The sequence below is a fragment of the Streptococcus sp. SN-1 genome (assembly GCF_041154385.1).
GTDB lineage: Bacteria > Bacillota > Bacilli > Lactobacillales > Streptococcaceae > Streptococcus > Streptococcus mitis_CT.
On record NZ_AP028929.1, the window covers coordinates 1,921,771 to 1,935,390 of the forward strand.

Annotated in this window: 6 protein-coding genes, 13 tRNA genes and 3 rRNA genes; all 22 read right to left on the bottom strand. The window is 44.6% G+C overall.

The window, feature by feature from the left end; translation table 11 throughout:
• Positions 1-5: 5 nt before the first annotated feature.
• The 22 genes from ACAM22_RS08930 to gltX all read right to left on the bottom strand — a co-directional run bounded on the left by ACAM22_RS08930 (position 6) and on the right by gltX (position 13,448).
• Positions 6-626: an HAD family hydrolase gene (locus ACAM22_RS08930; protein WP_261053187.1), complete on the bottom strand. Its 621-nt coding sequence runs from the start codon at positions 624-626 to the stop codon at positions 6-8.
• 3 nt (positions 627-629) lie between these two features.
• The gene (locus ACAM22_RS08935) at positions 630-1,910 is read right to left on the bottom strand and encodes an MATE family efflux transporter (protein WP_261053188.1); all 1,281 of its coding nucleotides are present in this window, start codon (positions 1,908-1,910) and stop codon (positions 630-632) included.
• Between the two features lie 60 nt (positions 1,911-1,970).
• Positions 1,971-3,455, bottom strand: coding sequence for a threonine synthase (gene thrC, locus ACAM22_RS08940; RefSeq protein WP_261053189.1), 1,485 nt, complete (start codon positions 3,453-3,455; stop codon positions 1,971-1,973).
• Positions 3,456-3,530: 75 nt separating this feature from the next.
• Positions 3,531-4,808 carry a gamma-glutamylcysteine synthetase gene (locus ACAM22_RS08945; protein ID WP_369606706.1) on the bottom strand — a complete coding sequence of 426 codons (1,278 nt, stop codon included), beginning with the start codon at positions 4,806-4,808 and terminating at the stop codon, positions 3,531-3,533.
• A 107-nt stretch (positions 4,809-4,915) separates the two neighbouring features.
• Positions 4,916-4,999 (bottom strand) — tRNA-Leu (locus ACAM22_RS08950).
• Positions 5,000-5,008: 9 nt separating this feature from the next.
• Positions 5,009-5,080 (bottom strand) — tRNA-Gln (locus tag ACAM22_RS08955).
• Positions 5,081-5,093: 13 nt separating this feature from the next.
• Positions 5,094-5,166 (bottom strand) — tRNA-His (locus tag ACAM22_RS08960).
• 14 nt (positions 5,167-5,180) lie between these two features.
• A tRNA-Trp gene (locus tag ACAM22_RS08965) sits at positions 5,181-5,251 on the bottom strand.
• Between the two features lie 4 nt (positions 5,252-5,255).
• A tRNA-Tyr gene (locus ACAM22_RS08970) sits at positions 5,256-5,336 on the bottom strand.
• A gap of 12 nt (positions 5,337-5,348) precedes the next feature.
• Positions 5,349-5,421 (bottom strand) — tRNA-Phe (locus ACAM22_RS08975).
• A 3-nt stretch (positions 5,422-5,424) separates the two neighbouring features.
• Positions 5,425-5,498 (bottom strand) — tRNA-Met (locus ACAM22_RS08980).
• Between the two features lie 10 nt (positions 5,499-5,508).
• Positions 5,509-5,598 (bottom strand) — tRNA-Ser (locus ACAM22_RS08985).
• 82 nt (positions 5,599-5,680) lie between these two features.
• Positions 5,681-5,754: transfer RNA gene (locus ACAM22_RS08990), tRNA-Ile, on the bottom strand.
• Between the two features lie 34 nt (positions 5,755-5,788).
• Positions 5,789-5,859, bottom strand: a tRNA-Gly gene (locus tag ACAM22_RS08995).
• Between the two features lie 5 nt (positions 5,860-5,864).
• A tRNA-Val gene (locus ACAM22_RS09000) sits at positions 5,865-5,937 on the bottom strand.
• A 4-nt stretch (positions 5,938-5,941) separates the two neighbouring features.
• Positions 5,942-6,057: ribosomal RNA gene (gene rrf, locus ACAM22_RS09005) — 5S ribosomal RNA — on the bottom strand.
• A 76-nt stretch (positions 6,058-6,133) separates the two neighbouring features.
• Positions 6,134-9,034: ribosomal RNA gene (locus ACAM22_RS09010) — 23S ribosomal RNA — on the bottom strand.
• Between the two features lie 124 nt (positions 9,035-9,158).
• Positions 9,159-9,231: transfer RNA gene (locus ACAM22_RS09015), tRNA-Ala, on the bottom strand.
• Positions 9,232-9,282: 51 nt separating this feature from the next.
• A 16S ribosomal RNA gene (locus ACAM22_RS09020) occupies positions 9,283-10,828 on the bottom strand.
• The 16S, 23S and 5S rRNA genes sit together here with 13 tRNA genes alongside, the layout of an rRNA operon.
• A 241-nt stretch (positions 10,829-11,069) precedes the next feature.
• Positions 11,070-11,141 (bottom strand) — tRNA-Glu (locus tag ACAM22_RS09025).
• Positions 11,142-11,539: 398 nt separating this feature from the next.
• Positions 11,540-11,974, bottom strand: coding sequence for a cytidine deaminase (locus ACAM22_RS09030; protein WP_261051388.1), 435 nt, complete (start codon positions 11,972-11,974; stop codon positions 11,540-11,542).
• Positions 11,975-11,987: 13 nt separating this feature from the next.
• Positions 11,988-13,448 (bottom strand): glutamate--tRNA ligase, encoded by a 1,461-nt coding sequence (gltX, locus tag ACAM22_RS09035; protein WP_261051409.1) that lies wholly within the window; start codon positions 13,446-13,448, stop codon positions 11,988-11,990.
• Between the last annotated feature and the right edge of the window lie 172 nt (positions 13,449-13,620).

A 13,620-nucleotide genomic window follows, 5' to 3' on the forward strand; every position in this document is an offset into this window, starting at 1 on the left:
TTTTATCACTTAACCTTAAAAATAAGAGGAATATCTGCTAACTCTTGAATCCTGTGATTGCCTTCATAAGATGACTCTAAAAAATTGATGCTCTGAATACCACTATTCTGGGCAAATTCCACATCCAGAGTCCGATCCCCTATATAATAGGTTTTCTCAGGATCCAACTGATACTTGTCTAACAGATAGGTAGCCGCTTCCGGATTAGGCTTGCGCGTAAAGCCACTCTGACTGGTTAGAATCTCTGTAAAATAGGACTCCAACCCCAAATCTCTGAGAATGGTAAAAGCGTTGTCCCCCTTATGAGTATAGACAAACTGCTGAATTCCTACTTGGTCTGCCCAAGCTAGCACATCACGCGCACCTGGCATCAAAACTACCTGGGCATTCTTCTCAGCCAAACTCTGGGCACGCACCTGATTTAACACTGCCACATCCAGCTTTCGCGCTTCTGCCACCTGCACAAGCAAATCCTGCACAGAATACTTGAGGATAAACTCTCTCACCTTCTCCTTATCATAAGGAATAGCAAACTCACCAAAAGTCTCCTCAATCCCTGATAAAATCGCTTCATAAGAGTCCAATAAAGTCCCGTCTAAATCCCAAATAAAAGCTGTTTTTTGCATTTCCTATCCTTTCAAGCTCATATAGCGCTGGTAACGATAGCGTAGAAATAACCAGCGAAAACCATTATCCAAGAGAGTTCCTGCCCAAATACCAGGCAAGCCCCAACCAAGCACAATCCCCATCAGATATCCTGTTCCAATGCGGATACACCACATTCCTATACTTGTCGCATAAAAGGGAAGCCGAGCATTTCCCAATCCCTGCCAAACTGCCGTATAGATGACTGTTCCTATCGTCATAGGAGTTCCTAGTAGAGAGAAAAGTGCCACCAAAACACTAGCTTCAACCGCTAGAGAATCAGTCGTATAGAGATGAGTTAGTGGTATACCCAAAGCATAGATACTGAAGGTCAAGGGTAACATGAGTACCAGAGAAAGCCAAAAGGTTTGTTTGCTCAAACTAGCGACTCTTTTCCAATCATCTTCTCCAACCGCTCGTGCCACTTGCATGACTGTTGCCGTAGCGACGCCAAAGGCAGGCATGTAGTTAAACTGGGTCAAGACTTCTCCGACTGCATTCCCAGCAACTGCCTCCGTCCCAAAAGAAACAACCAAGGCAATGATCACGACATCTCCAGCCCGCATCATGAGTCGCTCTCCAGCTGCTGGTATTGCCAAAGTCAGTAAGTCTTTATCCAGTCCAAAAGTTGGCTTCGCATAAGGAAGTTTTAATTGTAACCACAAAATCACAAGACCAACCAAACGAGACAGAATAGTCCCCCAAGCAACACCAGCTATCCCCATATCCAGAACAAAAATAGCTAGACTGGAAAAAAGAATATTCAAGGCATTGGATAAAAAACTAATATAGAGGGGTAGACGCGGATTATGCGTTGCACGAATCAAGGCACCTAGACTGGTCATCAAGCCCAAGAGAACAATCGATCCGCCTACCAAAGATAGGTAGAGCCCACCACTCTCAGCTACCTCCTTCTCAGTTCCCAAAAGTCCTATCATCTCTTGCCCAGCAAAGAGCGATAAGGCGCCTAACAGTGTACTCAGCAATAGGGTTATCTTGAGAGCCTCTGTCACGTGATAAGCCAACTTCGACTGATCCTTCTGCCCTAAACTTTTTGAAATAACACTGGAAATAGCAGCTCCCAGAGCAATGAAAATCGCCTGATAAATCGTGATAATATTGCCAGCTACTGATACACCCGAAATAGCTATCAAACCCAAGTGAGCAACCAGATAACTGTCCACCATACCCATGAGCATCTGCAAAAAGTTTTCGCCCATAGCTGGCAAGGCAATATTAAGAATGTCTTTATTTTTCTTAAACAAACCTTCCTCCTGATGAAAAGAAACTCAGTTGGTTTCCCAACCGAGTTTACTCCCTCTGTCTTAAAGTCCTAGATAAGACTCAACCGCTGCTTGCATGTCAGCAGCTGCTACTGTTGTCTTGTGACGAACAGGAGCTGTCTCAAGCCCATCAACTGCAGGTGGCACAACTACTCCTGAGATTTCATGTAATTGAGCCAAGGCTTCAAAGTCTGTCAAGCCTGATTCCCCTGTTACCGCTTCTACAGCAACTACCGGGAACTTGTATGGACTAGCTGTTGAAGCAATCACTGTCTTAGTTACATCTCCAGTAGCAGCTTGGTATTTTTTATAAACTGCTGAGGCAACCGCCGTATGTGGATCCTCGATATAAGAATCTGACTCATAAACGCGCTTGATTTCTGCTGCCGTCTCTTCCTCAGTCGCATATTCAGCTGCAAAGAGGTCCAAAATCACTGCATCAAAGTCTGTCAACTCATATTGACCTTGCGTGTTCAAGGCATTCATAAGTTCAGCTGTCTTAACCGCATTATTATCCAAAAGATGGAAAATCAAGCGCTCCAAGTTTGAAGATACCAAAATATCCATAGATGGACTAGTTGTTACCTTAAACTCACGCTTCTTGTCGTAAACACGTGTCTTGAAGAAGTCTGTCAAAACATTGTTGTCATTTGAAGCACAGATTAATTTGCCAACTGGTAGACCAATTTGCTTAGCATAAAAGGCAGCCAAGATATTTCCAAAGTTTCCAGTTGGTACTGTGAAGTTGACCTTATCACCAGCCACAATCTCACCAGACTTAATCAACTTAGCATAGGCATAAACATAATAAACAATCTGTGGCACCAAACGACCGATATTCATAGAGTTTGCAGATGAAAATTGCAACTTGTTGGCCGCTAATCTTTCACGAAGAACCACATCGTTAAACATATGCTTCACATTTGTTTGCGCATCGTCAAAGTTACCATCAATAGCGATAACATGAGTATTATCACCAGTCTGAGTGGTCATTTGCAACTCTTGAACCTTGCTGACACCATCCTTTGGATAAAAGACGATAATCTCAGTACCAGGTACATCTGCAAATCCTGCCATAGCAGCTTTCCCAGTATCACCAGATGTTGCTGTTAAGATGACAATCTTGTTCTCCAAACCATGCTTCTTAGCAGCTGTTGTCATAAAGTATGGCAAAATAGACAAGGCCATATCCTTAAAAGCAATTGTTGAACCATGGAAAAGTTCCAAGTTATATTGCCCGTCTAATTTCACTAATGGCGCGATAGCTGGAGTATCAAATTTGCTATCGTAGGCATTGTTGATACAGTAGTCCAACTCCTCAGCTGTAAAGTCATCTAAAAATGCTGACAAAACTAACTTAGCTACTTCTTGGTAAGAAGCATCTTTCAATTTGTCAAAGTCCAAATCTATCTTTGGATAAGTAAGCGGTGTAAACAAACCGCCGTCCGTCGCCAAACCTTGCAAAATAGCTTGGCTAGCAGTTACTGTATTGTTGGCATCACGCGTTGATTGATAAACTAATGTCATTACTCTCTATCCTTTATCTATAGTCTCTTCCATTATATCATGATTTTTCAGAAAATTCTCCCTTTATAAGAGAAATTATATGCTCAATTCTTCTTTCAAAGGCTGTAAATAGGTCATTTCTTGCTTATTTCTCATCTCCAGTCCTTCCTCAGCTAGTAGTAGTAAGTCTTTGGAAAACTCTATAATCGCAGTTTTCTCCTCATATGCTAGCTTTTTCTTAGAAAATTGTCGTCTTAAAAACTTGTAATCACGACCAAATTCTTTAAAGAAAGGTGCTGTTTCTAAGTAAGCTTCTAACTTGTCTAAATTACACAACAATCCCAAGTGAAAGGCAGCAGAAGCAAAAGTCCTATCAAGTGGCTGTGTACACACACTACGAAACTCAACTGTTCCTCGAGTCGTTAAGTCTTGGTACTGATAACTACGATGAGTTTCAAAGTCTTTCTCTTGAGGGTAAATAAGAACCTCATCCCCATTAAGAGCATATGCTTGGATTTCAGATGTAGCCAAATAGTCCCTAGCCTGAATCGGATAAAAATAATAGGTTTGTCCATCACGTTCCGCAGTAAAAATTGCAGAATGATCTAGATAGTCAAAAAAATCAGCTTCATCATTAAAGAGTCTAGCATTAACCCCAACATTCTCTGTATAGATACCATGCATGGATTCTTCCCAGAAAATATCCCTTGAAATTTTCGTATCCCAATCCGTACCTGTAAACTCAGAATTTGCAAATAAATAAGCCTTAGCCCCTTCAATTTGGGTAAAAGCATTAATCACTCGTAAGTAGTTAGACTTTGAAACATCCAACTGAACCTGGCTCCCACAGATAAAAGCACCATATTCAGGGAATTGATGTAAGTATGAGTCAGTCACGTTGCTACTCAAATTCAAATAGTCCATCAACATGCGATACCGTGGATAAGCCACTGGACAATTCTCATTTTTATCCCAGTTGGGATGAATACCACAGCCAACAATAGCATGATTTGATTCAGCTAACTTTTTCTGAATTACATCCATATAATTGTTGAAACGATTTTCTACCTCTTGAATCGTTTCAGCCTTACCAAATGCAAACTCTATCGTGGTATAGGAAACTTCAAATAAAATAGCATCCTGACTTACTGGCTCCACTAACTGAATAGGAGTCCCAAAATCATCTACCTTTTCTACAGCTAAATTCAAAGCAGAAACTAAATATCGGAATAATCCTTTGATAACTTCAGTATCTGTAGCATCCCCTTCTAAATTTGTAACAGGATATTCCAGCTCAATCCCGACAAACAATTCAGGATTTTCTTTAATATTTTTCAAATACCGATGTTTTAATAAATCGATAGAACGAGACATACTTTCCTACACTTTCATAATCTAAATAAAATTTGAATAACTACTATTATAGCAAAAATAATACAAAAAAGGAACGAAGATTTACAACGTTCCTTAACTCTATACTATACCGGCGGCCGGGGTCGAACCGGCACGTCCTTGCGGACACTGGATTTTGAGTCCAGCGCGTCTGCCAATTCCGCCACGCCGGCAAATAGTAACTGGGGTAGCTGGATTCGAACCAACGCATGAGGGAGTCAAAGTCCCTTGCCTTACCGCTTGGCTATACCCCAATAATATAAAATAGGCGAGTGATGGGGATCGAACCCACGCATGCCAGAGCCACAATCTGGTGTGTTAACCACTTCACCACACCCGCCATAATTCTATTAACACGGGCAGTAGGAATTGAACCCACACTGAAGGTTTTGGAGACCTTAGTTCTACCTTTAAACTATGCCCGTAAAATGGAAGGGGAGGGATTCGAACCCCCGAACCCGAAGGAGCGGATTTACAGTCCGCCGCGTTTAGCCTCTTCGCTACCCTTCCAAAATATATAAATGGCGCGAGACGGAATCGAACCGCCGACACATGGAGCTTCAATCCATTGCTCTACCAACTGAGCTACCGAGCCTTATTGCGGGAGCAGGATTTGAACCTACGACCTTCGGGTTATGAGCCCGACGAGCTACCGAGCTGCTCCATCCCGCGTTAATACAAAAGGAGGATGTGGGATTCGAACCCACGCACGCTTTTACACGCCTGACGGTTTTCAAGACCGTTCCCTTCAGCCGGACTTGGGTAATCCTCCAAAATAGTTTATACGGGAATAAACCCGTGTCCTCTTAGCAAAAAGATAATATTTCAATCCTCTAGTAATGGACTAAACACTATGGGCACGAGTGGACTCGAACCACCGACCTCACGCTTATCAGGCGTGCGCTCTAACCACCTGAGCTACGCGCCCAAGTTAAAAACTTGGTACAAAGAACAAAGTTCAAAGCGGGTGACGAGAATCGAACTCGCGACAACAGCTTGGAAGGCTGTAGTTTTACCACTAAACTACACCCGCTTAAATGGGAGTTAACGGGATCGAACCGCTGACCCTCTGCTTGTAAGGCAGATGCTCTCCCAGCTGAGCTAAACTCCCTAGAGCTAAGCGACTTCCATATCTCACAGGGGGCAACCCCCAACTACTTCCGGCGTTCTAGGGCTTAACTACTGTGTTCGGCATGGGTACAGGTGTATCTCCTAGGCTATCGTCACTTAACTCTGAGTAATACCTACTCAAAATTGAATATCTATTCAAATCAAGAAAACACTACGCTTTCATATTCTCAGTTACTTTGGATAAGTCCTCGAGCTATTAGTATTAGTCCGCTACATGTGTCGCCACACTTCCACTTCTAACCTATCTACCTGATCATCTCTCAGGGCTCTTACTGATATAAAATCATGGGAAATCTCATCTTGAGGTGGGTTTCACACTTAGATGCTTTCAGCGTTTATCCCTTCCCTACATAGCTACCCAGCGATGCCTTTGGCAAGACAACTGGTACACCAGCGGTAAGTCCACTCTGGTCCTCTCGTACTAGGAGCAGATCCTCTCAAATTTCCTACGCCCGCGACGGATAGGGACCGAACTGTCTCACGACGTTCTGAACCCAGCTCGCGTGCCGCTTTAATGGGCGAACAGCCCAACCCTTGGGACCGACTACAGCCCCAGGATGCGACGAGCCGACATCGAGGTGCCAAACCTCCCCGTCGATGTGAACTCTTGGGGGAGATAAGCCTGTTATCCCCAGGGTAGCTTTTATCCGTTGAGCGATGGCCCTTCCATACGGAACCACCGGATCACTAAGCCCGACTTTCGTCCCTGCTCGAGTTGTAGCTCTCGCAGTCAAGCTCCCTTATACCTTTACACTCTGCGAATGATTTCCAACCATTCTGAGGGAACCTTTGGGCGCCTCCGTTACCTTTTAGGAGGCGACCGCCCCAGTCAAACTGCCCGTCAGACACTGTCTCCGATAGGGATCACCTATCCGGGTTAGAGTGGCCATAACACAAGGGTAGTATCCCAACAACGTCTCCTTCGAAACTGGCGTCCCGATCTCTTAGACTCCTACCTATCCTGTACATGTGGTACAGACACTCAATATCAAACTGCAGTAAAGCTCCATGGGGTCTTTCCGTCCTGTCGCGGGTAACCTGCATCTTCACAGGTACTAAAATTTCACCGAGTCTCTCGTTGAGACAGTGCCCAAATCATTACGCCTTTCGTGCGGGTCGGAACTTACCCGACAAGGAATTTCGCTACCTTAGGACCGTTATAGTTACGGCCGCCGTTTACTGGGGCTTCAATTCATACCTTCGCTTACGCTAAGCACTCCTCTTAACCTTCCAGCACCGGGCAGGCGTCACCCCCTATACATCATCTTACGATTTAGCAGAGAGCTGTGTTTTTGATAAACAGTTGCTTGGGCCTATTCACTGCGGCTGACTTAAAATCAGCACCCCTTCTCCCGAAGTTACGGGGTCATTTTGCCGAGTTCCTTAACGAGAGTTCTCTCGCTCACCTGAGGCTACTCGCCTCGACTACCTGTGTCGGTTTGCGGTACGGGTAGAGTATGTTTAAACGCTAGAAGCTTTTCTTGGCAGTGTGACGTCACTAACTTCGCTACTAAACTTCGCTCCCCATCACAGCTCAATGTTACAGATATAAGCATTTGACTCATATCACACCTCACTGCTTAGACAGACACTTCCAATCGTCTGCTTTAGTTAGCCTACTGCGTCCCTCCATCACTACATACTCTAGTACAGGAATATCAACCTGTTGTCCATCGGATACACCTTTCGGTCTCTCCTTAGGTCCCGACTAACCCAGGGCGGACGAGCCTTCCCCTGGAAACCTTAGTCTTACGGTGGACAGGATTCTCACCTGTCTTTCGCTACTCATACCGGCATTCTCACTTCTATGCGTTCCAGCACTCCTCACGGTACACCTTCTTCACACATAGAACGCTCTCCTACCATACCTATAAAGGTATCCACAGCTTCGGTAAATTGTTTTAGCCCCGGTACATTTTCGGCGCAGGGTCACTCGACTAGTGAGCTATTACGCACTCTTTGAATGAATAGCTGCTTCTAAGCTAACATCCTAGTTGTCTGTGCAACCCCACATCCTTTTCCACTTAACAATTATTTTGGGACCTTAGCTGGTGGTCTGGGCTGTTTCCCTTTCGACTACGGATCTTAGCACTCGCAGTCTGACTGCCGACCATAATTCATTGGCATTCGGAGTTTATCTGAGATTGGTAATCCGGGATGGACCCCTCACCCAAACAGTGCTCTACCTCCAAGAATCTTAATGTCGACGCTAGCCCTAAAGCTATTTCGGAGAGAACCAGCTATCTCCAAGTTCGTTTGGAATTTCTCCGCTACCCACAAGTCATCCAAGCACTTTTCAACGTGCCCTGGTTCGGTCCTCCAGTGCGTCTTACCGCACCTTCAACCTGCTCATGGGTAGGTCACATGGTTTCGGGTCTACGTCATGATACTAATTCGCCCTGTTCAGACTCGGTTTCCCTACGGCTCCGTCTCTTCAACTTAACCTCGCATCATAACGTAACTCGCCGGTTCATTCTACAAAAGGCACGCTCTCACCCATTAACGGGCTCGAACTTGTTGTAGGCACACGGTTTCAGGTTCTATTTCACTCCCCTCCCGGGGTGCTTTTCACCTTTCCCTCACGGTACTGGTTCACTATCGGTCACTAGGGAGTATTTAGGGTTGGGAGATGGTCCTCCCAGATTCCGACGGGATTTCGCGTGTCCCGCCGTACTCAGGATACTGCTAGGTACAAAGACTATTTTAAATACGAGGCTATTACTCTCTTTGGCTGATCTTCCCAAATCATTCTTCTATAATCTTTGAGTCCACATTGCAGTCCTACAACCCCGAAGAGTAAACTCTTCGGTTTGCCCTCCTGCCGTTTCGCTCGCCGCTACTAAGGCAATCGCTTTTGCTTTCTCTTCCTGCAGCTACTTAGATGTTTCAGTTCACTGCGTCTTCCTCCTCACATCCTTAACAGATGCGGGTAACAGGTAGTACCTGTTGGGTTCCCCCATTCGGAAATCCCTGGATCATCGCTTACTTACAGCTACCCAAGGCATATCGTCGTTTGTCACGTCCTTCTTCGGCTCCTAGTGCCAAGGCATCCACCGTGCGCCCTTATTAACTTAACCTTATTTTTTGACCTTTCAGTCATAAACTCTTATTAATACTACAGCGTTTTCGGTTTATTTTCTTGTTACTATTTGATATAGATATTCAATTTTCAATGTGCATTACTTGGTGATCTCTCACCAATGGAGCCTAGCGGGATCGAACCGCTGACCTCCTGCGTGCAAAGCAGGCGCTCTCCCAGCTGAGCTAAGGCCCCACAAGACCTCTCAAGACTAAACAAGACCAATGCGCAGTTCCTTATCCTTAGAAAGGAGGTGATCCAGCCGCACCTTCCGATACGGCTACCTTGTTACGACTTCACCCCAATCATCTATCCCACCTTAGGCGGCTGGCTCCTTACGGTTACCTCACCGACTTCGGGTGTTACAAACTCTCGTGGTGTGACGGGCGGTGTGTACAAGGCCCGGGAACGTATTCACCGCGGCGTGCTGATCCGCGATTACTAGCGATTCCGACTTCATGTAGGCGAGTTGCAGCCTACAATCCGAACTGAGACTGGCTTTAAGAGATTAGCTTGCCGTCACCGGCTTGCGACTCGTTGTACCAGCCATTGTAGCACGTGTGTAGCCCAGGTCATAAGGGGCATGATGATTTGACGTCATCCCCACCTTCCTCCGGTTTATTACCGGCAGTCTCGCTAGAGTGCCCAACTGAATGATGGCAACTAACAATAGGGGTTGCGCTCGTTGCGGGACTTAACCCAACATCTCACGACACGAGCTGACGACAACCATGCACCACCTGTCACCTCTGTCCCGAAGGAAAACTCTATCTCTAGAGCGGTCAGAGGGATGTCAAGACCTGGTAAGGTTCTTCGCGTTGCTTCGAATTAAACCACATGCTCCACCGCTTGTGCGGGCCCCCGTCAATTCCTTTGAGTTTCAACCTTGCGGTCGTACTCCCCAGGCGGAGTGCTTAATGCGTTAGCTGCGGCACTAAACCCCGGAAAGGGTCTAACACCTAGCACTCATCGTTTACGGCGTGGACTACCAGGGTATCTAATCCTGTTTGCTCCCCACGCTTTCGAGCCTCAGCGTCAGTTACAAGCCAGAGAGCCGCTTTCGCCACCGGTGTTCCTCCATATATCTACGCATTTCACCGCTACACATGGAATTCCACTCTCCCCTCTTGCACTCAAGTTAAACAGTTTCCAAAGCGTACTATGGTTAAGCCACAGCCTTTAACTTCAGACTTATCTAACCGCCTGCGCTCGCTTTACGCCCAATAAATCCGGACAACGCTCGGGACCTACGTATTACCGCGGCTGCTGGCACGTAGTTAGCCGTCCCTTTCTGGTAAGATACCGTCACAGTGTGAACTTTCCACTCTCACACTCGTTCTTCTCTTACAACAGAGCTTTACGATCCGAAAACCTTCTTCACTCACGCGGCGTTGCTCGGTCAGACTTCCGTCCATTGCCGAAGATTCCCTACTGCTGCCTCCCGTAGGAGTCTGGGCCGTGTCTCAGTCCCAGTGTGGCCGATCACCCTCTCAGGTCGGCTATGTATCGTCGCCTTGGTGAGCCGTTACCCCACCAACTAGCTAATACAACGCAGGTCCATCTGGTAGTGATGCAATTGCACCTTTTAAGCAAATGTCATGCAACATCTACTCTTATGCGGTATTAGCTATCGTTTCCAATAGTTATCCCCCGCTACCAGGCAGGTTACCTACGCGTTACTCACCCGTTCGCAACTCATCCGGAGAAGTAAGCTCCTCCTTCAGCGTTCTACTTGCATGTATTAGGCACGCCGCCAGCGTTCGTCCTGAGCCAGGATCAAACTCTCATTAAAAGTTTGAGTTCTCACTCATTTCTGTCACTGACAGATTTATTGTTTTTCATTGTTCAGTACTACAACCTTAGTTGTAGTGCCCTGCACATTGGTTCGTCTTGTTCAGTTTTCAAAGGTCTTTGTCACTCACTTCTCTCAAGTGACAACTATATTAGTATATCACAGTTACTTTCGCTTGTCAACACTTTTTTGAATTTTTTTTAAAACTTTTTTCATCAAGTGTTTCAACTGCAACATACCATAGTCCGTACGGGATTCGAACCCGTGTTACCGCCGTGAAAAGGCGGTGTCTTAACCCCTTGACCAACGGACCTGAGTTGTTATTTTCAACTCTTACTATTATACCGGCTTTTTGTTTTTTGTCAACTACTTTTTTAAACTTTTTTCATTTTTTCAAATCTCGTAACTTCTCAAAGTAACTTCCACCATAGCGGAACTTAATCTGAAACGCTTTCAGATGAGGGGGTTTTGTGCGCTCTTTTTTTCGATTCATTTTGTCTACAAAAGCTATGAAATCAAACATGATTAAAACCAGTGGAATTTGCCCTGACACGGATGTTCACTGATTTTTAGGATTTTTAGAATTTTTATCAGATTAACTTCCACTTGGTTTAGCGGTGGAAGTTACTTTGGGAATTTACCTTTTTTCAATTCTTTTCAAGTACAGTTTTTCAAATTATAGTAAAAAGAGCCAGAATTATACTGACTCTTCTATTGATTATTAAACTTGGAAGCACGTTCTTCTCCCCACCAATAGGGGATTAGTTCTGCGACTTTCACCGTCTTTCTTGTATCGTAGTCCATCATGAATTCTGCATCTTTATTTTCAGCATTAAGCTCTAAAAGGAATTCTCTACAGGCACCGCAAGGCATGGCTGAACTTCCACCATAAGGTGGTTTATCTCGAAAGGCTAAGACTTTTTTAACCTTAGTTCGTCCCGAAAATTGGTACATATTGAAGAGTGCTGCCCGCTCTGCGCAGAGATGGAAAACACCACAAGTTCCCTCCATACAGAATCCTGTAAATATTTGTCCATCTTCTGCTTCTACTGCGGCAACGACATGATTAGCATAAACAAAATCAGATACTTCATGTGGATCGTATAGTTTCTGTGCTTCTTCATACATCTTTTCCCAGATGTCCATTATTGTACCCTTCTTACTTAGAGATTTCCTTTAACATATTTTCGATATGCTGGATTGATTTTTCACGACCTAACAAGAAGATAGTATCTGGCAATTCTGGTCCATGCATTTCACCTGAAACAGCAATACGAATTGGCATGAAGAGATTTTTTCCTTTAATACCTGTTTCTTTTTGGACTGCTTTAATTTGTGGGAAGATATTCTCTGTTACAAATTCATCATCTGTCATCGCTTCAAGTTTTGCTTTGAAGGATTCAAGAACTGTTGGGACTGTTTCACCTGCCATGATCTCGCGCTCTGCTTCGGTCAATTCTGGGAAATCTGAGAAGAAGAGATCTGTCAATGGAATAATTTCATCAACTGATTTCATTTGTGGTTTATAGAGCTCAACTAATTTTTCAGCCTTGTCAGTCAATCGACCTGCTTCTTCTAGAAATGGTTTTGCCATTTCAAAGATAGTTTCTAGGTCTGCATTCTTGATATAATCATTGCTCATCCAGTCTAGTTTTTTCTGGTCAAAGGCTGCTGGAGACTTGCTCAGGCGGTTTTCATCGAAAAGTTTAATGAGTTCTTCACGAGAGAAAATCTCATCTTCGCCACCTGGGTTCCAACCAAGAAGAGCAATAAAGTTAAAGACTGCTTCTGGTAAATAGCCTTTTTTACGGTAGTCTTCGATAAACTGAAGGGTGTTGGTGTCACGTTTAGACAATTTTTTCCCAGTTTCAGAGTTGATAATCAAAGTCATGTGACCAAACTCTGGAGCTTCCCAACCAAGTGCTTCATAAACCATGAGCTGTTTTGGTGTATTAGCAATGTGGTCGTCTCCACGGATTACGTGAGAAATTTGCATATCATGGTCATCGATGACAACGGCAAAGTTGTAAGTTGGGTAACCGTCTTTCTTTTGAATAACCCAGTCACCACCGATATTGCCACCTTCAAATTCGATATCGCCTTTAACCATATCATGCCACTTGTAGATACCTGACTCATTGACAGCCAAGCGAACGGTTGGGATGATCCCTGCTGCTTCACGTTCTGTGATGTAAGCCACTTTTTCCTCTTCACTCATACCGATGTATTCGTTGATATAACGAGGTGTTTCACCAGCTGCTTCTTGGCGTTCGCGTTCAGCTGCCAGCTCTTCTTCTGTAACGTAAGATTTGTAGGCTTTTCCTTCAGCTAATAGTTGATTGATGTATTTTTGATACAAGTCCAAACGTTCAGACTGGCGGTAGTTTTCATGTGTTTCTGGGCTTTCATCCCAATCCATGCCTAACCAACGAAGGTTTTCAAGCTGTGAACGTTCACCATCCTCAACATGACGTTTTCGGTCAGTATCTTCAATACGAATGATAAAAGTTCCACCATGATGGCGCGCATACAAGTAGTTGAACAATGCTGTACGGGCATTTCCGATGTGTAATAGTCCTGTTGGACTTGGTGCGTAACGTACGCGGATATCTTTTGACATAGTTTCTCCTATAAAGTCTTTATACTCAATGAAAATCAAAGAGCAAACTAGGAAACTAGCCGCAGGCTGTACTTGAGTACGGCAAGACGACGTTGACGCGGTTTGAATTTGATTTTCGAAGAGTATTAGGCGTCTGCCTTTTTGCTCTCTATATTATATCACAAGTCTTGGC

Bases quoted from the DNA above. Each gene is read 5' to 3' on its own strand.
- ACAM22_RS08945 (WP_369606706.1), bottom strand. From the start codon at position 4,808: ATGTCTCGTTCTATCGATTTATTAAAACATCGGTATTTGAAAAATATT.
- ACAM22_RS09030 (WP_261051388.1), bottom strand. From the start codon at position 11,974: ATGGACATCTGGGAAAAGATGTATGAAGAAGCACAGAAACTATACGAT.
- gltX (WP_261051409.1), bottom strand. From the start codon at position 13,448: ATGTCAAAAGATATCCGCGTACGTTACGCACCAAGTCCAACAGGACTA.
- thrC (WP_261053189.1), bottom strand. From the start codon at position 3,455: ATGACATTAGTTTATCAATCAACGCGTGATGCCAACAATACAGTAACT.
- ACAM22_RS08930 (WP_261053187.1), bottom strand. From the start codon at position 626: ATGCAAAAAACAGCTTTTATTTGGGATTTAGACGGGACTTTATTGGAC.